Origin of the sequence: Enterobacter sp. BIDMC 27, assembly GCF_000534415.1 — a bacterium.
Classification (GTDB): Bacteria; Pseudomonadota; Gammaproteobacteria; order Enterobacterales; family Enterobacteriaceae; genus Enterobacter; species Enterobacter hormaechei_C.
The window spans coordinates 1,388,896-1,412,272 of the sequence record NZ_KI973178.1 but is presented as its reverse complement, the minus strand read 5'-3'; the positions used below and the strand labels follow the sequence as shown (position 1 = coordinate 1,412,272).

Below are 23,377 nucleotides of genomic sequence, written 5' to 3'. Positions count from 1 at the left end.
ATGGAACGAAAACCCACTCTGGTTGTGGCCCTTGGCGGCAACGCGCTGCTCAAGCGCGGCGAGCCGCTTGAAGCGGACATCCAGCGCCAGAACATTGAGCAGGCCGCCCGCACCATCGCCGGCTTAACGGAACAGTGGCGCGTGGTGCTGGTGCACGGCAACGGCCCGCAGGTCGGACTGCTGGCGCTGCAAAACAGCGCCTACGACAAAGTCACTCCCTACCCGCTGGACGTTCTTGGCGCCGAAAGCCAGGGAATGATCGGCTACATGCTCCAGCAGGCGCTGAAAAACAATCTGCCCCAGCGCGAGGTCAGCGTCCTGCTCACGCAGGTGGAAGTGGACGCCGCCGACCCGGCGTTCAGCAACCCGACCAAGTACATCGGCCCGGTCTACAGCGAAGCCCAGGCTAAAGCGCTGGCCGCGGAAAAAGGCTGGGTGTTTAAGGCCGACGGCAGCTACTTCCGCCGTGTGGTGCCGTCGCCGCAGCCGAAGCGCATCGTCGAGAGTGACGCCATCACGGGGCTGATTCAGCGCGACCACCTGGTGATCTGCAACGGCGGCGGTGGCGTGCCGGTAGTGGAAAACGCCAACGGCTATCGCGGGATCGAGGCGGTGATCGACAAAGACCTCTCCGCCGCCCTGCTGGCGCGCCAGATCGAGGCCGATGCCCTGCTGATCCTCACCGATGCCGACGCGGTGTACCTCGACTGGGGCAAGCCAACCCAGCGCCCGCTGGCGCAGGTGACGCCGGAGCTGCTCAGAGGCATGCAGTTCGACGCCGGATCGATGGGGCCGAAAGTGGCCGCCTGCCGCGAGTTTGTTGAGGCCTGCAACGGCATTGCCGGGATCGGCGCGCTGAATGACGGCGCGGAGATCCTGGCGGGCGAGAAAGGCACGTTGATTCGTAACTGAGTCGTTTTCCCCTCACCCTAACCCTCTCCCAAAGGGAGAGGGAATGTACGCCCCCTCTCCCAGCGGGAGAGGGCCGGGGTGAGGGCATCAGACAGCACAAATTTTAAAAAGGATTTCCCCATGACCATTAACCTGAAAAACCGCAACTTCCTGAAACTGCTGGACTACACCCCGGCGGAGATCCAGTACCTGATCGATCTCGCCATCGAGCTGAAGGCCGCCAAAAAAGCCGGACGCGAAAAACAAACCCTGGTCGGGAAAAACATCGCCCTGATCTTTGAAAAAACCTCCACCCGCACCCGCTGCGCCTTCGAAGTGGGTGCGTTCGACCAGGGCGCGCAGGTCACCTACCTCGGCCCAAGCGGTTCGCAGATTGGCCACAAAGAGTCGATGAAGGACACCGCGCGCGTGCTGGGCCGCATGTATGACGGCATCGAGTATCGCGGCTACGGCCAGGCCATCGTTGAAGAGCTGGGCGAGTACGCGGGCGTGCCGGTGTGGAACGGCCTGACCGACGAGTTCCACCCCACCCAAATTCTGGCGGATCTGATGACCATGCTGGAGCACTCTCCGGGCAAAACCCTGCCGGAGCTGAGCTTTGCTTATCTCGGCGACGCGCGGAACAACATGGGCAATTCGCTGATGGTCGGTGCGGCCAAAATGGGGATGGATATCCGCCTCGTCGCGCCGAAATCCTTCTGGCCGGAGGCGGGCCTGGTTGAGCAGTGCCGTGCCATCGCCAAAGAGACTGGCGCACGCATCACCCTCACCGACGACGTGGAGGAAGGCGTGCAGGGCACCGATTTCCTCTACACCGACGTGTGGGTCTCCATGGGCGAGCCGAAGGAAGCCTGGGCCGAGCGCGTCAGCCTGATGAAGCCTTATCAGATTAACGCGGACGTGATGAAGGCCACCGGTAACCCGAACGTCAAGTTCATGCACTGCCTGCCAGCGTTCCACAACGAGCACACCAAAGTGGGCCGCGAAATCGAAATGGCGTACGGCCTGAAGGGGCTGGAAGTGACGGAAGAGGTCTTCGAATCACCGAACTCCATCGTCTTCGACGAAGCAGAGAACCGCATGCACACCATTAAAGCGGTCATGGTGGCGACACTCGGCGACTAATCACCGCCCGGCGCGCCGCGGGGTGCGCCGGGTTCAGGAGAACATCATGGGCAAGTTCAAGTTTCCCTCCGCTTACACCATTCTCTTTTTTCTGATTGCCGTGGTTGCCGTGCTGACGTGGATTGTTCCGGCCGGGCAGTACCATATGGCAATGAACGAGGCGCTCGGTAAAGAAGTGCCGGTTGCTGGCACCTACGCGCACGTGGCAGCGCACCCGCAGGGGCTGGTTTCGGTGCTGATGGCGCCGATTGCCGGGCTGTACGATCCGGAGTCCGGCCAGGCCGGGGCCATCGACGTGGCGCTGTTTATTCTGATCATCGGGGGATTCCTCGGGATCGTCACTAAAACCGGGGCGATAGACGCCGGGATCGAGCGCGTCACCACCCGACTACGCGGCCGCGAAGAGTGGATGATCCCGATCCTGATGGCGCTGTTTGCCGCAGGCGGCACGATTTACGGCATGGCAGAAGAGTCGCTGCCCTTCTATACCTTACTGGTGCCGGTGATGCTGGCGGCGCGGTTCGATCCGGTGGTTGCTGCGTCCACCGTGCTGCTCGGCGCGGGGATCGGCACCCTCGGCTCCACCATCAACCCGTTCGCCACGGTGATCGCCGCCAACGCCGCCGGGATCCCCTTCACCAACGGCATCATGTTGCGCATCGCGCTGCTGGTGATCGGCTGGATCATCTGCGTGGCGTGGGTAATGCGCTATGCCCGCAAGGTGCGCAAGGATCCGTCGCTGTCGATCGTGGCGGATAAGCAGGAAGAGAACCGCGCCCACTTCCTCGGCAACAAGGGCGAGCAGTCGCTGGAGTTTACCCCGGTGCGCAAACTCATCCTGGTGATCTTCGCCCTCGCCTTCGCGGTGATGATCTACGGCGTGGCGGTGCTGGGCTGGTGGATGGCGGAGATCTCGGCGGTGTTCCTCGCCAGCGCGATTATCGTCGGGCTGATCGCCCGCATGAGCGAAGAGGAGCTGACCTCAACCTTTATCAACGGCGCGCGAGATTTGCTGGGCGTCGCGCTGATTATCGGCATCGCGCGCGGTATCGTAGTGATCATGGATAAGGGCATGATTACCCACACCATTTTGCACAGCGCCGAGGGAATGGTCACCGGATTGTCGACGGTGGCGTTCATCAACGTGATGTACTGGCTGGAAGTGGTGCTGTCGTTTCTTGTGCCTTCTTCGTCCGGCCTGGCCGTTCTGACGATGCCGATCATGGCGCCCCTTGCCGATTTCGCTAACGTCAACCGCGACCTGGTGGTTACGGCTTACCAGTCGGCGTCCGGCATCGTTAACCTGATCACTCCCACCTCTGCCGTCGTGATGGGCGGGCTGGCTATCGCCCGCGTGCCCTACGTGCGCTATCTGAAATGGGTCGCGCCGCTGCTGGGGATTTTAACGGTGGTGATTATGGTGGCGTTAAGCCTGGGCGCCCTGTTGTAATTTGCCGGATGGCGCTGCGCTTATCCGGCCTACGGATCGGTGCAGTGCCACCGGTTATTTCGGGAACTGATATGGGAACTATGATGGATTACGAAGAGTACTCTCCCAAAGAGCAACTACAGCTAACGGTCTGCCAGCGTCTGATCGCGGAAAAGAGCTATCTCTCCCAGGAGGAGATCCGCCGCGACTTACAGGAGCGGGGTTTTGAGACCATCAGCCAGTCCACCGTTTCACGTCTGCTCAAGTTGCTCGGTGTCATAAAAATTCGCAATGCCAAAGGGCTAAAGATTTATTCGCTGAATCCCCAGCTGCGCCCGGCCCCCGACGCGGCACGTACCGTCTCTGAAATGGTGGTGAGCGTGGAGCACAACAGCGAATTTATCCTTATCCATACCGTCGCCGGATATGGCCGCGCGGTGGCGCGTATTCTGGATTATCACCAGTTACCGGAAATTTTAGGCGTGGTGGCCGGAAGCAGTATCGTCTGGGTCGCCCCCCGCGTGGTGAAGCGCACCGCACTGGTGCATAAGCAAATTAATTATTTACTCAGAACGCATTAATATTCATAAAGAACCGTTTGCATTGAGTAAAGCGTGCATTAAATCGCTTGATCCCAAAAGCGAGCTGCGTATAATGCCCGACAATTTGCCGGGAGGAAGCATGGTCAAGCGTGTACGACATATCGTCTTACCGCGTCTGAAATCAGACGCTGGCCTGCCGTTTTTCTTCCCGTTGCTAAACCTATTCCCAGAGCCCCTCATTTGAGGGGCTTTTTTTTGCCCGGCGTCAGGAGATAAACATGAATCCGCTTTATCAAAAACACATCATTTCCATAAACGACCTCAGCCGCGAAGAGCTGGAACTGGTTCTGGAAACCGCGGCAAAACTGAAGGCCAATCCGCAACCGGAGCTGCTGAAGCACAAGGTGATTGCGAGCTGCTTCTTCGAAGCCTCGACCCGCACGCGTCTCTCCTTCGAAACCTCCATGCACCGCCTGGGCGCGAGCGTGGTGGGCTTCTCGGACAGCAGCAACACGTCGCTGGGCAAAAAAGGCGAGACCCTGGCGGATACCATTTCAGTGATTAGCACCTACGTTGACGCGATTGTGATGCGCCACCCGCAGGAGGGCGCGGCGCGTCTGGCGACCGAATTTTCCGGCGGCATTCCGGTACTGAATGCCGGTGACGGCGCTAACCAGCATCCGACGCAGACCCTGCTGGATCTGTTCACCATTCAGGAGACGCAGGGCACGCTTGAGAACCTGAACATCGCCATGGTCGGCGACCTGAAATATGGCCGCACCGTCCACTCGCTGACCCAGGCGCTGGCGAAATTTAACGGCAACCGCTTCTTCTTCATCGCCCCGGACGCGCTGGCGATGCCGCAGTACATTCTCGATATGCTGGACGAAAAAGGCATCGCGTGGAGCCTGCACGCCAGCATCGAAGAGGTGATGGGCAACGTGGATATTCTCTACATGACCCGCGTGCAGAAAGAGCGTCTTGACCCATCCGAGTACGCCAACGTGAAGGCGCAGTTCGTGCTGCGCGCCAGCGACCTCGAGGGCGCGCGCGACAACATGAAGGTGCTGCACCCGCTGCCGCGCATCGATGAGATCACCACAGACGTGGATAAAACGCCGCACGCCTGGTACTTCCAGCAGGCCGGAAACGGCATCTTCGCCCGCCAGGCGTTACTGGCACTGGTTCTGAATCGCGAATTAGCTCTGTAAGGGGAGACGACCATGACACACGATAACAAACTCCAGGTTGAAGCCATCAAGCGTGGCACCGTGATTGACCACATCCCTGCGCAGGTGGGCTTTAAGCTGCTGACGCTGTTCAAACTGACTGAAACCGACCAGCGCATCACCATCGGCCTGAACCTGCCGTCGGGCGAAATGGGCCGTAAAGACCTGATCAAGATCGAGAACACTTTCCTGACCGACGAGCAGGTCAACCAGCTGTCTCTGTACGCGCCGGACGCCACGGTTAACCGCATCGACGATTACGACGTGGTGGGCAAATCCCGCCCAAGCCTGCCGGATCGCATCGAAAGCGTGCTGGTCTGCCCGAACAGCAACTGCATCAGTCATGCTGAGCCGGTTTCCTCCAGTTTCTCAGTGAAAAAACGCGCCAATGACATTGCACTCAAATGCAAATACTGCGAAAAAGAGTTTTCTCATTATGTGGTGCTGGCCAACTAATTGAGGTTGGTAATGAAATCCCGGCTGTTATAATGGCCGGGAACATTCTTAACGCTGTAATTCTGGAGAAAAAATGAGCAAAGTACTCGCGACGGAAAATGCACCAGCGGCTATCGGCCCATACGTTCAGGGCGTTGATCTGGGCAGCATGATCATCACTTCTGGTCAGATCCCGGTGAACCCAAAAACCGGTGAAGTGCCAGCCGACGTAGCGGCGCAGGCGCGTCAGTCGCTGGAAAACGTGCAGGCGATCGTCGAATCTGCCGGCCTGAAAGTGGGCGATATCGTCAAAACCACCGTGTTCGTGAAAGATCTGAACGATTTCGCCACCGTTAACGCCACTTATGAAGCGTTCTTCACCGAGCACAACGCCACCTTCCCGGCGCGCTCCTGTGTGGAAGTGGCGCGTCTGCCAAAAGACGTAAAAATTGAAATTGAAGCGATTGCCGTACGTCGCTAATTTATTTCAATAAAGAGAAGGCAGCTCAGGCTGCCTTTTTTTATTGCGACCATTTTTACTCTCTCCAGGCAATGACGCATCCCCCACTCCATTAATAGACTGACGCTGCCTTGTTATATTCTAATTAATGGATGAAGAATGAAACTCTCTAAGATCGCGCTGGCGGTTACCACATTAACGGTTGCGTCTTCCGCACTTGCACACGGATATATAGAATCCCCCGCCAGCCGCGCTTATATGTGTAAGCTCGGCCAGAATATTGACTGTGGCTCTGTACAATATGAACCGCAGAGCGTAGAAAGGACCTCCGGCTTCCCGACGGGCGCAATGCCGCCTGACGGCCAGCTTGCCAGCGCCGGTATTGCCAGCTACTCCCAGCTTGATAAGCAGAGCCTGAACGCCTGGACTAAAAGCCCCATGACGGCAGGCCCGCATGAATTTGTCTGGCACCATACCGCGCCGCATAAAACCACCAACTGGCGTTATTACATTACCAAACAAAACTGGGACCCCAATAAACCGCTGACCCGTGACCAGTTCGAATTAACGCCGTTCTGTACTATTAACGGGAATGGTCAGGCACCGTCCATGACAAAATCCATGACCTGTAATGTCCCGGAACGTACGGGCTACCAGGTTATTTATGGCGTGTGGGAAATTGCGGATACCACAAACAGTTTCTATCAGGCCATTGACGTTGATTTCGGTAACGGCGGCAACGTCACGCCGGACGATACCCCAGCGGTAATATCCCAGTGGAGTAAAACCCTGAGCGGACAGATTGCCGGGAATAACCTGAACGTGGGCGATAAAGTGATTGCACGCTTCTTCGACGCCAACGGGGAAGTTGCCGCCCTGCGTACTGAAATGACCATCGGCTCTTCAGAACAAGGCGACGCTAACCAGTGGTCCTACGATCTGGCGCAGAAGATCAACACCGCTCATAGCGATGTCCGCGTCGGTGTGAAAGATGAAGCCGGTGAAATTAGTCCGGTTCACGGCGCCAACAGCGTATTCGTGAAAGACGGCAGCACGCTGAAATCCGTTGCCATCTCTTATGAAGAGCAAAAAGCGCAGGTGAGCGAGACCATCGCCGTTTCCGATCTGCAATACAGCAAAATCGAACATGGCAATGTGATTGTGACCTTCCATGTGAACACGCAGGGTGACGTTAATTTTGAAGCGCACGTGATGAACCACCACGGTGCCGAAAAAGGTTACCTGAAGCAGGATATGAATAACGTCAATCAAAACGTGACCATGACGCTGACTGACGTCACGGCGGGCCACCATATGCTGAAATACTACGCCACCAACAAAGACGGCACCCTGTTCGCGCAGGACGTGCTACACCTGATGCTGGAAAGCGACGCGGCGGACAGCAGCGGCCCGCATGACTTTATCTTCCCGGACAGCATTGCCTCCTACAAAGCGGGCACCGTGGTGTTACAGCCTAAAAACGGTAAGACCTACGAGTGTAAACCGTTCCCGTATAGCGGCTACTGCGTGCAGTACAGTCCAACCGCAAACCAGTTTGAGCCGGGCGTGGGCGCGCACTGGAAAGAGGCGTGGGTGCTGAAGAACTGAGTGGTCTGATTCCCTCACCCTAACCCTCTCCCACAGGGAGAGGGAACCGATCGAGCCCCTCGCCCCTATGGGGAGAGGGGTTGGGGTGAGGGGATATTTGTTACTGATTCCGCGTCGCCCTAAGCAGCGTCTCCAACGGGTACACCGCCGCAATCACCACCTCGTCCTGGATCGTCGCCGCGTTATCCAGTTCGCTCTGGATCGACGCGATCTCGTTGTCGTCCAGCGTGCCCTGGCGCGCCACCAGATCCGTCAGCCTCAGGCCAATCGAGGCCAGCTTATCCACCTCCTGAATCACCGGCTTGATCGCCTTCAGCTGATAGCTGTTTTCGCTTAGCGCCAGCGCATCGCTGGTGTTGTTCTGCCAGCGGTTAAAGACGTGGCGCAGCGCGTCGGCGCTTTCCGTGTCCTCCGCGTCGCTCACCAGACGGTCCGCCCATTTATTCATCTGACGCACGGTGGCGCTTTCCGCGTTTAGCGCGTCAGCGAGCCGGTTGAGCGGCTCAAACTGATGATAGTTTCCGGCCTGGAACTTAAGATGCTGGCGGGTGTAATACTGCGCCGGTTCAAGCGCCTGGGCGAGAATTTGCAGCGGCAGGGTATCCGCATTGTTGGCGAGGCGCGTGAACTGCACCTGCTGCTGGGTATGCTGCTGTAGTCCAGCCGACACCGTCGACCAGCTGTCCATCGCCTGGAGCCGGGTATACATGTTGTCGATGTCGTTGACGTCCTTCGCCGACCATAGCCGCTCCGCCACCGCAAAGGCGCGCGGCCACAGACGGATATCAAGCACCGGCGCGACCACGTTTTCCGCCCACAGCGCGGCTTCGCCGCCGAGCAGATTGGCCTCGTTCGCCGGGTCCGGCACCACCGGCGGTATGCCTTTTGGCACCGCGTCCAGACGTGTGCCGTCGATCGGGTAGCGGGCGTTACCCACCAGGAAATAACCGCTGAGCTTATCGTTCTCAACGGAAACGACCGGACGCGTTTCACCCATCCAGGTATCAACGGTAAACGTTACCTGGTTGTCGTCCCGCCACTGAATGTTCTCCACCGCCCGACGCGATTTCCCGGCAAAATCAATAAATCCACGCCACCCGGCATCGCCTTTCACCAGCGTAAAGCTGCCTTCCACCGGCTTGCCTTTCAGACGCGGCATGGAGAAAGCCCAGCTCTGGACGCTGTCGGTGTCCGCTATCACATCCACGCCGTTCAGCCCCTGCGGCACAATTTCATTGCGGTAGTGGTAGGCGGTGGATTGAGGCTGATCGAGGTAGAAACCGGTTGAGAGAATACCCTTATAGCCGTTCTGCGCCACCTGCCCCAGCGCGTCCTGTCCCTGCCAGGACTGGATCAGAATGCTTTTCGGCAGATCGGGATGGTAGATCTCATCCCAGCCAACCATCTGCCGGTGGTGCTTCTCAAGGATCGTCTCCAGCTTGCGGTTGAAATACGCCTGCAACGCGTGGCTGTCCGCCAGTTTGTTGTCGCGCATAAACGTCTGGATCGTAGCGTTCGCTTTCCACTGGCTGTCGTCAACCTCATCGCCGCCAATATGCAGATACGGATCCGGGAAGATCGCCGCCAGTTCGCTGACCATCGCGTCGGCAAAGGTATAAGTTGCCTCTTTGGTTGGATCCAGCACCGGCTTCAGCACGCCCCAGTGGCGCTCCATGGCGTACGGCCCCGGCGCGCTCATCAGCTCCGGGTAGGCGACGGCAATCGCCGAGGCGTGGCCCGGCATATCAATTTCCGGCACCACGCGTATGCCGCGCTCGGCAGCGTAACGCACAATCTCGCGCATCTGCTCCGGGGTGTAGAACAGCCCATCGCTGGCAAGCTGGGTTAATTTTGGATAACGTTTCGAGGTAAAGCGCCAGCCCTGATCGTCCGTCAAATGCCAGTGCAGGACGTTGAGTTTGGCCGCGGCCATGCCGTCGATCTGGCGTTTAATATCCGGAATCGGGAGGAAGTGGCGCGCCGAATCGAGCAGCAGCCCGCGCCACGGGAAGCGCGGCGAATCTTCAATGGTCACCCACGGGATCGAGGTGTTTTCGGCGCCGTTCTGCATCAGCTGAAGCAAGGTTTCCATGGCGCGCAGCGCGCCGAAGCGGGTGTTGGCAGAGATATTTACGCCGTTGGCGTCCACCGTGAGTTTATAGCTCTCATCGCTGTCCGGCAGCGGCTGCGGCTTCACCTTTTTGGCGATGGCGATGCGGATGGTCGGCTTGTCAGGTTTTTCGGCCTGCGGCTGTAGCGTCCAGCCGGTTTGCAGCGCAATGCGCTGGCGCAGGCGGTTGACCGCATCCCCCAGATCGTCGCCGCTGACGCTCACAGAGAGTTGATTGTTAAGCACCAGCGCGCCCTGAGTGGTCGGACGTTCAACCTTCGCAGGCCAGGGCATTAAGGGAAGGTCACCTGCCGGGGCGGCAAAGGCGGAGGCGCCGAGCATGAGCCCGGCGGTTAAGAGGCTGTACCGTAACATGAATGTTCCTTATCTGACGGGCCAAATACAGGCAAAACATTCTGTTAACATGCGCTCAAATTGTCGTCAAGCGAATGCGCCGACAGAGATCACAGGTTGTTGAATTTGGGAGGAAAGCTATTGCCCGGTGGCGCTGCGCTTACCGGGCCTACGTTTCGGGAGTAGGCCGGGTAAGGCGAAGCCGCCACCCGGCAAACATAATTTACTGCCACCCATACCGACGGCTATAGAACCCTTTCACCATCTGCGTCAGCACCATGTAACCCGCGAGGATCGCCACCAGCCACGGGAAGTAGCTCAGCGGCAGCGCCTGAAGTTGCAGGTAACTTGCCAGCGGCGAGAACGGCAGCGCGATCCCGAGCGCCATCACAATGCCCGTCATCACAATCAGCGGCCACGCGGCACGGCTCTGGATAAACGGAATGCGGCGGGTGCGGATCATGTGCACAATCAGCGTCTGCGACAGCAGTCCCACCACGAACCAGCCGGACTGGAACAGCGTCTGGTGTTCCGGCGTGTTGGCGTGGAACACAAACCACATCAGGCAGAAGGTCAGAATGTCAAAGATGGAGCTGATCGGCCCAAAGAACAGCATAAAGCGCCCCAGATCGGCGGGGTTCCAGCGCTGCGGCTTCTGGATCTGCTCGTCGTCCACGTTATCAAACGGGATCGCCACCAGCACGCTGAAGACGTTGCCGAAGTTGGAGCTGGCGGTCATTTTGATGTATTTGAGCATATTGGCGAAGGTGCGACGCCCTTCGATGACGCCCTCCTCCAGCACCATCAGGCTCTTTTCCAGCAGAATGATATCCGCCGCTTCGCGGGCAATATCCACCGCGCCGTCCACGGAGATACCGATATCCGCCGCACGCAGGGCTGGCGCATCATTGATGCCGTCGCCCATAAAGCCCACTACGTGCCCTTCGCGACGCAGCAGAGTGACGATGCGCTCTTTATGCATCGGCGTCAGGCGGGCAAACAGCGTGGTGCGTTGGGCAAGCTCGGCCAGCTCATCGTCGGACAGGTGCTCAATGTCGCTCCCCACGACGACGTCGCCCGCGTCCAGGCCGACTTCGTGGCACACTTTGGCCGCCACCAGCTCGCTGTCGCCGGTGAGGATTTTGACGGTGATACCGCTCGCTTTCAGCGCTTTTAGCGCCGGCGCGGTGGTCTCTTTCGGCGGATCGAGGAATGCGATGTAACCTTCGAGGATCAAATCGGATTCATCGATACGCTGGTAGTCACCTTCCCGCGCAGGCAGGAACTTGCTGGCTACTGCCACCACGCGCAGCCCCTGACGGTTCAGGTTATCGGTGACGCGTTTGATGCGGCGCAGCATGGTCTCATCCAGCGGCACGATCTCGCCGTTATGGCGCACCTGCGTGGAAACATTCAGGATCTCCTGCAATGCCCCTTTGCAGATCAGCTGATGTACGTCCGCCTGCTCGCTGACCACCACCGACATGCGGCGGCGCTCGAAGTCGAACGGGATTTCGTCCACCTTCTGCCAGCGACCGGAGAGCGTGCGGGCAGACTCCTCGTCCACCCCTTCCAGCACCGCCACGTCGAGCAGGTTTTTCAGTCCGGTCTGATAGTGGCTGTTCAGCCAGGCGCTGTGGAGCACGCGCTCGCTGGTTTTTCCGGCGATGTCGGTGTGGTTCTCCAGCACGATTTTGTCCTGCGTCAGGGTGCCGGTTTTATCGGTGCAAAGGATGTCCATCGCGCCAAAGTTCTGGATGGCGTCGAGGTGTTTAACGATCACCTTTTGTTTAGAGAGTTTGACCGCCCCGCGCGCCAGCGTGGACGTGACAATCATCGGCAGCATTTCCGGCGTTAAGCCAACGGCCACGGAGAGCGCGAACAGCGCCGCTTCCCACCAGTCGCCTTTGGTGTAGCCGTTGATCAGCAGGACAATCGGCGTCATGACCATCATAAAGCGGATCAGCAGCATGCTGACGCGGCCAATGCCTTTCTGGAACGCATTCGGCTCGCTCTCCTGCTCGCTGACGCGTCCGGCAAGCTGTCCAAACCAGGTATTGCCGCCGGTGGCGGTGACAATCGCCTGCGCGGTGCCGCTAACCACCGTGGTGCCCATAAAGCACAGGGTGTCGCACTCCAGCGGGTTCATCTGCTGCGGATCGCGGGTCCGCGCTACCTTCTCTACGGGCAGGGACTCACCGGTGAGTGACGCCTGCGCGACGAACAGATCCCGCGCCTGGATGACGCGTAAATCCGCCGGGATCATGTCCCCCGCCGCCAGCTTCACCAGATCGCCCGGCACCAGCTGGTCAATGGGAAGCTCAATCCAGGCGTTTTCGCCGAGGTCGTTAATCACGCGCGACACGGTGGCGGTGTTGCTGACCATCGCTTTCAGGGCGTCCGCCGCTTTGGTGGAGCGCGCTTCCTGAATAAAGTTCAGCAGCGTGGAGATCCCCACCATCAGGGCAATCACGCCTGCGGCAAACAGATCTTCAGTGGCGTAAGAGATAATCCCGAGCACCGTCAACAGCAGGTTGAACGGATTGCGGTAGCAGAGCCACAGGTGGACCCACCAGGGAGAGGGTTTCTGCGCCGGGATCTGGTTATCGCCATGTTCCGCGCGGATTTTTGACACTTCTTGCGCGTTCAGCCCTTCCGGGTGGCCGCCAAAGGCGCGCCAGACTTCGTTTTCATCCATCGCCGCCACGTTCAGGCAGCGCTCGGTCAGGGAAGCGGGGATTGCCGCTCCCGCCATGGTGTTGGCATTTGGCAGCGGATCGCGCGCAATCAGGCGATGTGGCAGGTGACGGCTCAGCAGCGCTTGCAGCTGCCGGGTGATATTCTTCAGCATAGTCATTCCCCCGCATCCGCAAAGGCGGACGCAGTTTTCCCGCAGGCGTGGCAAAGCCGTACCTGTCAGGCACTTAATTTATCAAGCAGGAACGTATGAACGTTGCTGCCTCACGCCGGTGAGACAGCAAAAGGCTGGCTTACCGGAAAGAAGGTTTTCTCCTGGTCAGGAGAGGTGTGGGATCGGGATCCATGTGGCCTCCGGTAAGTAAAAAGTTGGGTATCGGCACGCAGTATAGTGATTTATCCATACCGTTTGTGACTAATCGGGCGGTATTATAACGCCCTGCAAATAAACCGAACGTAAACCAGACTTTGCCCATAGCGAATTCGCAGGATAGCATTAGGCTCAATTGATTATTTTATCGTTGTTACAGGGAATACAGCATGCAGAACCGCCTTACGATTAAAGATATCGCGCGTTTAAGCGGCGTGGGGAAATCGACTGTCTCACGCGTGCTGAACAACGAAAGCGGTGTCAGCGAGCGCACACGCGAGCGCGTCGAGGCGGTGATGAATCAGCACGGTTTTTCCCCTTCCCGCTCCGCGCGCGCCATGCGCGGGCAGAGCGATAAAGTGGTCGCCATTATTGTCTCGCGTCTGGATTCCCTCTCCGAAAACCTCGCCGTACAGACTATGCTGCCCGCGTTCTACGAGCAGGGCTACGATCCGATCATGATGGAGAGCAAGTTCTCCGCGCAAATGGTGGAGGAGCATCTCGGCATGCTTCAGCGCCGTAATATTGATGGCGTGGTGCTGTTTGGATTTACTGGCCTTAAGGAGGACGTGCTCAAACCCTGGCAGCCGTCACTGGTGCTGCTGGCGCGCGACGCCAGCGGGTTTGCCTCTGTCTGTTACGATGACGAAGGGGCGATCGTGATCCTGATGCAGCGCCTGTATGAACAGGGCCATCGGCATATCAGCTATCTCGGCGTGCCCCATGCCGACATCACCACCGGCAAGCGTCGCCATGAAGCGTACCTGGCGTTTTGTAAAAAACACAATCTCCCCGCCGTGGCCGCGCTGCCAGGTCTGGGTATGAAACAGGGATATGAACAGGTCGCCAGCGTGCTGACGCCACAAACCACCGCCCTGGTGTGCGCCACGGATACTCTGGCATTAGGTGCGAGCAAATATTTGCAGGAGCAGCGCATCGGGGAGCTGCAATTAGCGAGCGTGGGAAGCACGCCGCTGATGAAGTTCTTACACCCGGAGATTATCAGCGTTGATCCGGGTTATGCCGAGTCTGGGCGACAGGCGGCCGCGCAGCTGATCGAGCAGATTACCGGGCGTACCGAACCCCGTCAGATCGTTATTCCTGCCCATCTCTCATAATTCTTTTGAATAGATTATTGTGATCTTCGCCCGATTTCGGGAACGTTCCCATTTTCGCCATCACGTTGAAGGAGTAGGCTTGCGCACAGGTCATAACCCCTATCACCATCTGTCATGAGGTTTCATGATGAGTAAAGTCAAACAAACAGATATCGATCAGCTGATCGTCCTGGTCGGCGGACGCGATAACATCGCCACCGTCAGCCATTGCATTACCCGCCTGCGCTTCGTGCTGAACGATCCGGCCAAAGCCAACCCGAAGGCCATTGAAGAGCTTTCCATGGTTAAAGGCTGCTTCACCAACGCCGGGCAGTTTCAGGTGGTGATTGGTACCGAAGTGGGCGATTACTATCAGGCTCTGCTGGCGACTACCGGGCACTCTTCCGCCGATAAAGAGCAGGCGAAGAAGGCCGCGCGCCAGAATATGAAATGGCATGAGCAGCTGATTTCCCATTTTGCGGAGATCTTCTTCCCGCTGCTGCCAGCGCTGATCAGCGGGGGCTTAATTCTGGGCTTCCGTAACGTCATCGGCGATGTGCCAATGAGCGACGGCAAAACCCTGGCGCAGATGTACCCGGCGCTGCAAAGCATCTATGACTTCCTGTGGTTGATTGGCGAAGCGATCTTCTTCTATCTGCCGGTCGGGATCTGCTGGTCCGCGGTGCGCAAGATGGGCGGCACGCCAATTCTCGGTATCGTGCTCGGCGTGACGCTGGTCTCTCCGCAGTTAATGAACGCTTACTTACTTGGTCAGCAAACGCCAGAGGTGTGGAACTTTGGCCTGTTTACCATCGCCAAAGTGGGCTATCAGGCGCAGGTGATCCCGGCATTGCTGGCGGGCCTGGCGCTGGGCTTCATTGAGACGCGCCTGAAGCGCATCGTGCCGGATTACCTCTATCTGGTGGTGGTCCCGGTCTGCTCGCTGATCCTGGCGGTGTTCCTGGCGCACGCCTTTATCGGTCCGTTTGGCCGCATGATTGGCGACGGCGTGGCCTTCGCGGTCCGTCACCTGATGACCGGCAGCTTCGCGCCAATCGGTGCCGCGCTGTTTGGCTTCCTCTACGCTCCGCTGGTGATCACCGGCGTGCACCAGACCACGCTGGCGATTGATATGCAGATGATCCAGAGCCTCGGCGGTACGCCTGTCTGGCCGATCATCGCCCTGTCTAACATTGCGCAGGCCTCGGCGGTAACCGGCATCATCATCGTCAGCCGTAAGCACAACGAGCGAGAGATCTCCGTTCCGGCTGCCATCTCCGCTTACCTCGGCGTCACTGAACCGGCGATGTACGGTATCAACCTGAAATACCGCTTCCCGATGCTCTGCGCGATGATCGGCTCCGGTCTGGCGGGCTTGCTGTGCGGCCTGAACAGCGTGATGGCGAACGGGATTGGCGTCGGCGGCCTGCCGGGTATCCTCTCCATTCAGCCCGCGTTCTGGCAGGTATTTGCGCTGGCGATGGCGGTGGCGATTATCATCCCAATGGCGCTGACTACTGTGGTTTACCAGCGTAAGTTCCGTCAGGGCACGTTGCAGATTGTTTAATTCTCTCTTTCGGGGCGCAGTTGCGCCCCTTCGCATTTGCAGGAACGTACTATGAATACCCTTCCTCACTGGTGGCAGAACGGCGTCATCTATCAGATTTACCCAAAGAGTTTCCAGGACACCACCGGCAGCGGCACGGGCGATCTGCGCGGCGTGACGCAGCGCCTGGACTACCTGAAAACCCTCGGCATTGACGCCATCTGGCTGACGCCGTTTTATATCTCCCCGCAGGTGGATAACGGTTACGACGTGGCGAACTACACTGCCATCGACCCGACCTACGGCACGCTGGACGACTTTGACGAACTGGTTGCCCGGGCGCATGAATACGGCATCCGCATCGTGCTGGATATGGTCTTTAACCACACGTCCACGCAGCACGCCTGGTTCCGTGAGTCGCTGGATAAAGCGAGTCCGTACCGCCAGTTCTATATCTGGCGCGATGGTACGCCGGATACGCTTCCCAACAACTGGCGCTCCAAGTTTGGCGGCAACGCCTGGCGCTGGCACGCCGAAAGCGAGCAGTATTATCTGCACCTGTTCGCGCCGGAGCAGGCGGATCTCAACTGGGAAAACCCGGCGGTGCGCGCCGAGCTGAAAAAAGTGTGCGAGTTTTGGGCCGATCGCGGCGTGGACGGCTTGCGTCTGGACGTCATCAACCTGATTTCAAAAGATCAGGATTTCCCGGACGATACCCTCGGCGACGGTCGCCGCTTCTACACTGACGGGCCGCGCATCCACGAATATCTCCAGGAGATGAGCCGCGACGTCTTTACGCCGCGTAATCTGATGACGGTGGGCGAGATGTCCTCCACCTCGCTGGAGAACTGCCAACAGTACGCGTCTCTTGACGGCCGCGAGCTGTCGATGACCTTTAACTTCCACCACCTCAAGGTAGACTACCCCGGCGGCGAAAAATGGACGAAGGCGAAGCCGGACTTCGTGGCGCTAAAAAACCTTTTCCGCCACTGGCAGCAGGGGATGCACAACAAAGCCTGGAACGCGCTGTTCTGGTGTAACCATGACCAGCCGCGCATCGTGTCGCGCTTTGGTGACGAAGGGGAACACCGCGTGGCGGCGGCGAAAATGCTCGGCATGGTGCTGCACGGGATGCAGGGCACACCGTATATCTACCAGGGTGAAGAGCTGGGTATGACCAACCCGCATTTCAGCCGTATCACCGACTACCGCGACGTGGAAAGCCTGAACATGTTCGCCGAACAGCGGGCTAACGGTCGCGATACGGATGAACTACTGGCGATTATGGCGAGTAAGTCACGCGATAATGGCCGCACGCCGATGCAGTGGGACGCCTCGCATAATGCGGGCTTTACCGAGGCCGAGCCGTGGATTGGCGTCTGCGACAACTACGAAACCGTGAACGCCCGCGCGGCGCTGGACGACCCCGATTCGGTGTTTTACACCTATCAGTCGCTGATTCGCCTGCGCAAAACCCTGTCGGTACTGACGTGGGGGGATTATGAGGATCTCCTGCCTGACCACCCTTCCCTGTGGTGCTACCGCCGCCAGTGGCAGGGACAAACGCTGATGGTGGTGGCGAACCTGAGCCACGCGCGCCAGCAGTGGCAGCCCGCCTCCGTAGAGGGAGCATGGCGGGTGGCACTCAGCAACTATGAAGAGGTTCCCTTCCGACCCGATACGTTGCTATTGCGCCCGTTTGAAGCTATCTGGTGGGTGCAGGAATAAACCTCAGGAGATACAGCATGCTGTATCTCTTTTTTTATGTTTAGCGATACGCTAAATGTACGACGATAACTTTTACAATATGGCGCACTCAAAATAAAAATAGCCTGCCAATTAAATAACCTCGGCAGGATATTATGAAAAAGATAATTATTAAAGCAACGTGTATTAGCGCATTATTATTGAGCACACAGGGATGGTGCGGGAATACGTCCGTCGACCTTCGCTTTGGTCATAATACGCGCTCAGACGTAAATGATTCACGCATTAAGGTCATGCATCAGGCGAATAACGGTTTTTACTTCTCCGTTGAAGCCGCACAAAACCATAATGATACGTTTTTTGGTGATACCGACAGATATAATCCCGACGACAAGGGGTTAACGGAAGCGGCACAGGAAATCGAAACGCGCTGGCGTTTCGATCTGGGAAATGGTTTCGCCGTTGCGCCTGGCATGGTGACGGTTTTCACCGCCAGCAATACGCATTACCGCCCCTTCATTCAGGGCTGGAAAGCCTTCGATAACGGTCTGAATCTCTCCGCCCGTTACCGCTATAACACCGTCAATGACGCGCACAGCGATAAAGAACTCGACGGCAGCGGTTATACTCGCCGCCAGTCACACCAGTTCGACATTTGGTTCGCGTATAACATCGGCAAATTCGGTATGTCCTATAACCCGCGCTTCCGCTGGCAGGATAACGTCGATCAGGGAACCGGGGATGACACCTACTGGGAGCATACCGTCGCGTTCAACTACAAGCTCGACGATGGCTGGACGCCATACGTCGAACTGGTTTCACTGGATAAAACGTACATCAATAATGACGGCAACCATGAAAATGATTATGCCGTACGTCTGGGAATAGTGAAGCAGCTCTGACGGCCTGACTACACCGTATCGTGCTGTAGCAGCCTACAGCCGATACGGTCCACGGCGCTTAACAGTTCAAGCTGCCCTTCCCGCTGATACAGCGAAACCGCGTTAATGTCGATTGGTAACGGCCAGCATAGCGTTGAGATCGACGCCAGTGTCGACCCCTGACGGGTAATCGCAATAATCTTCAACCCTTTGCGCAGCGCGTTACGCGCCATTTCAATCAGCGACTGCGTCTCCCCGGATTTACTGATCAACACCAGCGTCCCCTTCGATACGCGTGTCAACTGGTGCATGTCATTCAAAATAAGGTGCGGCAGGCTCGCCAGCGACAAAAAGCGCGACAGGTAGTTGAGGCTGGTGAGCGAGGCTCCCCGTGCGTAAAGATAGATATGGCTGGAATGCGTAAGCAACCTGGACACGTCTGTCACAATATCATCCGCCTGCGGCCCCACGTCGGGGGCAGCAGGTGCAGGTGTAAAATGGTCGCGTAAAAAACGGTACCGAAGCTCGGTATAGCTTTTATAGCCCATTTTTTTACATACACGATTAACGGATGTTGTCGTGGTAAATGTATCGCGGGCAATCTCTTTTGCCGATATATTAGAAATATTACACGCATGATGCTGAATGTATTCAAATATCAAACGTTCACTTCCCTGGAATGAATTCATCTATTACGCCCCGTTTAATCCCGAGATGATATTAACACAACAGAGAAATAGTCTCTGGAAGGCGCTTCACACATTGCATTTACGCGTATCACGATACGTAATTAGTATTAGCAAACATTAAAAACTGTTTTAGGTTCTCTTTATACTTCCCCTGTTTTCACATCCAGGGAATTATGACAATGACGAAACAAAAAGTTGTCGCGGTAACGGCCTGCCCGACAGGTATCGCACACACCTTTATGGCGGCGAATAAAATTATTGCATGGGCTAACGAGCACAATATCGAGGTAAAGGTCGAAACGCAGGGCAGCGACGGCGTTAAAAACCGTTTAACAAAACAGGATATCGCCTCCGCCACGGCCATTATTCTGGCAACCGACGTTCCCATTCATGATGCCGAGCGTTTTGAAAACATTCCTCACCTTCAAACCCGCACACAAGAGCTGATCAAACATACCGATCGCTATCTGCGTCAGGCGCTGGCAAAGGAAAAAAACGTCACCACTGTCGCACAAGAAGACGATCTTCAGCGTTCGGCTTACCAGATTTTTATTGGCCATATTATGGCGGCCATCAGCTATATGCTGCCGGTGGTGGTGATGGGCGGGCTGATGATGGCGACGGCCAAAATAACCGGGCAGTTTATTAACATCGAACATTCGCCGTTCAGCGTGCTGGATAAAGTGGGCTTTATGACCATTAAGTTCATGTATCCCGTTTTTGCGATGTATCTGGCGTTTTCCATTGCCGGTAAACCGGCACTCATCCCCGGTCTTATTGGCGGCATCATGTCAGACGAAGTCTATAAGCGCTTCTTTGATATCGAAGGCTTTATGCCATCCGGCTTTTTCGGCGCCATTGGTATCGGCTTTTTTGTGGGCTATCTGGTGCGCTGGCTCAATGATTCGATTCACGTCCGCCAGCAGCTCACCACCATTAAAACCATGCTGCTCGTCCCGCTGATCACCGGCATTACGCTGGTGATGGTCATGGAATATTTGATTAACCCGATTTTTGGCTCGCTTAACCAGCTGATGGTGGTCTTTTTTACCTCGGCAGGTGACACCGGGCGCGGGTTCTATTCCGCGATGATTGCCGCGGGCACCGCGTTCGACCTGGGCGGTCCGGTCAACAAGGCGGCAGGCTCGGTCGCGCTCGGCCTGAATGGCATGAGCGAGACGTTTGATTTAACCGCCCGCGAACTCTCCATCGTGATCCCCTCCATTGGCGTCGGCTTTGCTGCGTTCCTCAACGGCCGCTTTGGATTACCGGATGTCTTTAGCCAGGAAGAGAAAACCGTCGGTAGCACCTCGTTGTTGCTGGGCGTGATTGGGATCTCCGAAGGCGCGATCCCGTTCATCCTGAAAAACCCACGTCTGATCCCGGTGTTCATGACCGGTGCCGTCGCCGGCGCGCTGGTCGCCATTACCCTTGGCGTGAAGCAGACGCTGCCTCTGCCAGCCGTCTGGGGCTGGCCGCTGGCAACCAACGTGGCGGGCTACCTGGCGAGCGTCTTTATTGGCGCACTGATTTGCGCCCTGGGCGTGCTCTATGTCAGCCCAAAGAACGCCAGATAAGGGGAACGTCATGAATCAGATCCACGTCATTGCCCATACGCACTGGGATCAGGAGTGGTATTTCACCCGTCAGGACAGCATGGTGCTGGCGTCATATAATTTTGCGGACGTCATCAACACGCTGGAGCAGGACTCCGCTTACACCTGCTATCACCTTGACGGACAGATGGCGGTAGTGGAGGACTTTCTCGCCATCAATCCTGATTATCGCGCCAGGCTGGAAAAGCTGGTCAGAGAAAAAAGGATCTTCGTAGGGCCATGGTATACCCAGACGGACACCTACAACGTGCATGGCGAATCGATTATCCGCAACCTGAAGTACGGCATTTTTTCTGCCCGGACGCTGGGGCATGCGATGCAGGTTGGGTATCTTCCGGATACCTTTGGCCACAATGCGCAAATGCCCACGATCTTGCAGGGCTGCAATATCGACAATATCGTCTTCTGGCGCGGTATCGATCACGACAGGCACGCCAAAAGCAGCCAGTTCCTCTGGCGCGCACCGTCAGGTGCGACCGTCATCGCCTGTGCGATGGCGCTCGGTTATGGCGCGGCTAAAAACATGCGTTCGGAAGCCTCCCATCTCCGGGGAAAAATCTACCCGATGACCACACTTTTGCGTTCACGGGCCGGTCTAAACGACCTGCTCCTGCCCTGCGGCGGCGATCAGGTCAGCATCGACCCGGCGCTGCCGAAAATCCTGGAGGTCGCCAGCGCACAGTCCCCGGATCAGGACCGTTACTTCATCAGTTCTCTGGAGCGTTATGTAGAAACCCTTCACGCGCAGCGTGAACAGTTTGAGCTCCTGGAAGGGGAGCTGAAATCGCCGCGCTACACCCGCATCCATAAAACGATCGGCTCCGTGCGCTACGACATCAAAAAGAAAAACGATGAGGTTGAACAGTTCATCCTGCGACAGCTGGAGCCGACAATCGCAATGGCGCGTCACCAGGGGATTCCGGTCAACCTCGCGGTAGTCGACACCCTCTGGAAAAAGCTGTTGCGAAACCATGCCCACGATTCCATTGGCGGCTGTAATAGCGATGCCACCAACCGCGACATTCTGCATCGTATGGAACAAACCGAACAGCTGTGCCATAGCCTGTGGAATCTGGTGGTGAAAACCCTGGCCGCCGCCTGCGTTCAGGATGGCGACCTGCTGATCTTTAACCCGCTAGCTACCCCAACGCAGCACGTGGTGATAACCACCCTGTATAGCCGGGCGGATAATATCGCCCTGACGCATCAGGGGCAGCCCATCCCATTCGACGTCCTGGAAAGAGACATTCTGCCCGGCGGAACGGCGATCTCCCTTACCGCCGAGGGCGAGTGCGAGACGCCCCTTCTCCCTTATTACCGCTGGCACGTTGCGGTAAAGACACCGGTTCTGCCGCCGATCGGCTATCTCACCGTTAACGTTGAAGAAGACCCTGCGCCTTTCCTGGCGTCTGAAAAGATAAAGGGCAGCGAGATTGAGAATGCGCATTATCGACTGTCGCTGGATGCCGGAACGCTTACCCTGCATGACAAACGCAGCGGCAGACGTATCCCCTCTTTCTTTACCTTTGAAGACTGCGTGGACGCGGGCGACAGCTACGATTTCTCACCGCTTGCGGGCGACGCGCCGACGCGCTGTTCGCATTTTACGCTCGTCGACGGTGTAAAAACGCCGCTTGTCGAAAAGCTGATCGTAGAAGCCACCCTGCTTCTTCCGCCGGATCTCGCTGGCCGTCAGGAAAATACCCGAACGCCGTTATCCATTCGTCTGGTCTGCGAATTACGCCATGACGATCCGAACCTGTATGTTGAGGCTTCGCTGGAAAACAGCCATTGCGATCACCGGCTACGTTTATTGATCGGCTGCGATATTCACACCCGTCACGCTATCGCCTCACAGCCCTTCGCAATCATCCAGCGCGAAACGGGATATGACGGTGAACACTGGCAAGAACGCTATCGCGAGATGCCGGTGGATATCGAAACCAGCGAGGGCATTATCGCTGTCGCGGAACCGGGTAAAGCGCTGGTTGTGACTAGCCGTGGCATGAAAGAATTTCAGATTATCGGCAGCGAACCAGCAGCGATTGCCCTGACGATGTTTAAATCGACGGGCGTGCTCGGACGCAGCGAGCTCGAATGGCGGCCGGGTCGGGCCTCCGGCATCAATAATACGGTGGTTGAAACTCCTGATGCCCAGTTGCTGAAACCGTTGCGCTTTTCATTCACCGTCGCGCTGGCCGACAACGCCGACCACCTCACGCTGCGCCAGCTGGAAAATCAGGCGGCTGGACAGCCTTTCACCTACCAACGGCAAACGCTACACACGCTCGATCACCGTCTTGAGCGCTTTTCGTTGCGTCTGCCCGAACGCAGGCTTCCGGCACAATTCTCGTTATTGACCCTGCCGGAGCCGCTCATCCTTTCCGCTCTGCCCCATGCGCAGCAGTCGCAAGGTACGGTCGTCCGCATGTTTAACGCCGGCACGGAGCCCGTTCCCGTCCCGGAAAGCCTGGCGGGGCTTCGTCAGATTAACTATCTGGAAGAGTCCGTGCAGCCGGTAACGGCGATCCTCCCCTCCGCAACCTGCGATTTTTTAATTGAGGTTTAAT

Annotated in this window: 18 protein-coding genes and 1 pseudogene; 15 read left to right on the top strand and 4 right to left on the bottom strand. The window is 57.4% G+C overall.

The window, feature by feature from the left end:
- From arcC to L463_RS15860, 4 genes are all read left to right on the top strand, one after another.
- Window positions 1-912, top strand: coding sequence for a carbamate kinase (arcC, locus tag L463_RS15845; protein ID WP_032103154.1), 912 nt, complete (start codon window positions 1-3; stop codon window positions 910-912).
- 120 nt (window positions 913-1,032) lie between these two features.
- Window positions 1,033-2,037, top strand: coding sequence for an ornithine carbamoyltransferase (gene argF, locus L463_RS15850; protein WP_003863360.1), 1,005 nt, complete (start codon window positions 1,033-1,035; stop codon window positions 2,035-2,037).
- A gap of 46 nt (window positions 2,038-2,083) precedes the next feature.
- Entirely contained in the window at window positions 2,084-3,487 is a 1,404-nt protein-coding gene (locus L463_RS15855) for a YfcC family protein (protein WP_003863365.1), read from the top strand.
- Between the two features lie 80 nt (window positions 3,488-3,567).
- The gene (locus tag L463_RS15860) at window positions 3,568-4,047 is read left to right on the top strand and encodes an arginine repressor (RefSeq protein ID WP_003863366.1); all 480 of its coding nucleotides are present in this window, start codon (window positions 3,568-3,570) and stop codon (window positions 4,045-4,047) included.
- A 3-nt stretch (window positions 4,048-4,050) separates the two neighbouring features.
- On the opposite strand, the pseudogene L463_RS24225 reads toward L463_RS15860, so the two are convergent.
- A pseudogene (locus tag L463_RS24225) lies at window positions 4,051-4,168 on the bottom strand (hypothetical protein).
- Here L463_RS24225 and L463_RS23410 point away from each other — a divergent pair.
- From L463_RS23410 to gbpA, 5 genes are all read left to right on the top strand, one after another.
- A complete protein-coding gene (locus L463_RS23410; RefSeq protein WP_071524139.1) occupies window positions 4,148-4,252 on the top strand; it encodes a pyrBI operon leader peptide in 105 nt (34 codons plus the stop codon). The pseudogene L463_RS24225 and the gene L463_RS23410 sit on opposite strands and share 21 nt — an antisense overlap.
- Before the next feature lie 34 nt (window positions 4,253-4,286).
- Window positions 4,287-5,219 carry an aspartate carbamoyltransferase gene (gene pyrB / locus L463_RS15865; protein WP_003863368.1) on the top strand — a complete coding sequence of 311 codons (933 nt, stop codon included), beginning with the start codon at window positions 4,287-4,289 and terminating at the stop codon, window positions 5,217-5,219.
- A gap of 12 nt (window positions 5,220-5,231) precedes the next feature.
- On the top strand, window positions 5,232-5,693 hold the full coding sequence (gene pyrI / locus L463_RS15870) for an aspartate carbamoyltransferase regulatory subunit (RefSeq protein ID WP_032673107.1): 462 nt from the start codon (window positions 5,232-5,234) through the stop codon (window positions 5,691-5,693).
- 73 nt (window positions 5,694-5,766) lie between these two features.
- Window positions 5,767-6,153 (top strand): 2-iminobutanoate/2-iminopropanoate deaminase, encoded by a 387-nt coding sequence (ridA, locus tag L463_RS15875; RefSeq protein ID WP_003863373.1) that lies wholly within the window; start codon window positions 5,767-5,769, stop codon window positions 6,151-6,153.
- Window positions 6,154-6,291: 138 nt separating this feature from the next.
- Complete coding sequence (gbpA, locus tag L463_RS15880) at window positions 6,292-7,740, top strand: N-acetylglucosamine-binding protein GbpA (RefSeq protein WP_032673105.1); 1,449 nt, start codon at window positions 6,292-6,294, stop codon at window positions 7,738-7,740.
- A 100-nt stretch (window positions 7,741-7,840) separates the two neighbouring features.
- Here gbpA and L463_RS15885 read toward each other — a convergent pair whose 3' ends face one another.
- Together L463_RS15885 and mgtA are read right to left on the bottom strand one after the other, a co-directional pair.
- Window positions 7,841-10,225 carry a beta-N-acetylhexosaminidase gene (locus L463_RS15885; RefSeq protein WP_032103150.1) on the bottom strand — a complete coding sequence of 795 codons (2,385 nt, stop codon included), beginning with the start codon at window positions 10,223-10,225 and terminating at the stop codon, window positions 7,841-7,843.
- 202 nt (window positions 10,226-10,427) lie between these two features.
- Window positions 10,428-13,055: a magnesium-translocating P-type ATPase gene (mgtA, locus tag L463_RS15890; RefSeq protein WP_032103149.1), complete on the bottom strand. Its 2,628-nt coding sequence runs from the start codon at window positions 13,053-13,055 to the stop codon at window positions 10,428-10,430.
- Between the two features lie 386 nt (window positions 13,056-13,441).
- On the opposite strand from mgtA, the gene treR reads away from it, so the two are divergent.
- From treR to L463_RS15910, 4 genes are all read left to right on the top strand, one after another.
- The gene (treR, locus tag L463_RS15895) at window positions 13,442-14,389 is read left to right on the top strand and encodes a trehalose operon repressor TreR (RefSeq protein WP_015572520.1); all 948 of its coding nucleotides are present in this window, start codon (window positions 13,442-13,444) and stop codon (window positions 14,387-14,389) included.
- 127 nt (window positions 14,390-14,516) lie between these two features.
- Entirely contained in the window at window positions 14,517-15,935 is a 1,419-nt protein-coding gene (treB, locus tag L463_RS15900) for a PTS trehalose transporter subunit IIBC (RefSeq protein WP_020480548.1), read from the top strand.
- A gap of 51 nt (window positions 15,936-15,986) precedes the next feature.
- Window positions 15,987-17,642: an alpha,alpha-phosphotrehalase gene (gene treC / locus L463_RS15905; protein ID WP_032103148.1), complete on the top strand. Its 1,656-nt coding sequence runs from the start codon at window positions 15,987-15,989 to the stop codon at window positions 17,640-17,642.
- Between the two features lie 134 nt (window positions 17,643-17,776).
- Complete coding sequence (locus tag L463_RS15910) at window positions 17,777-18,523, top strand: oligogalacturonate-specific porin KdgM family protein (protein WP_017694639.1); 747 nt, start codon at window positions 17,777-17,779, stop codon at window positions 18,521-18,523.
- 8 nt (window positions 18,524-18,531) lie between these two features.
- Here the strand turns inward: L463_RS15910 and L463_RS15915 are convergent, their stop codons facing one another.
- Window positions 18,532-19,191, bottom strand: a complete 660-nt coding sequence (locus L463_RS15915; RefSeq protein WP_032103147.1) for a MurR/RpiR family transcriptional regulator — start codon at window positions 19,189-19,191, stop codon at window positions 18,532-18,534.
- A 179-nt stretch (window positions 19,192-19,370) separates the two neighbouring features.
- Here L463_RS15915 and L463_RS15920 point away from each other — a divergent pair, with 179 nt between their 5' ends.
- Both L463_RS15920 and L463_RS15925 read left to right on the top strand, forming a co-directional pair.
- The gene (locus tag L463_RS15920; RefSeq protein ID WP_071993131.1) at window positions 19,371-20,768 is read left to right on the top strand and encodes a PTS fructose transporter subunit IIC; all 1,398 of its coding nucleotides are present in this window, start codon (window positions 19,371-19,373) and stop codon (window positions 20,766-20,768) included.
- A gap of 10 nt (window positions 20,769-20,778) precedes the next feature.
- On the top strand, window positions 20,779-23,376 hold the full coding sequence (locus L463_RS15925; RefSeq protein WP_032103146.1) for a glycoside hydrolase family 38 N-terminal domain-containing protein: 2,598 nt from the start codon (window positions 20,779-20,781) through the stop codon (window positions 23,374-23,376).
- Window position 23,377: the final 1 nt, after the last annotated feature.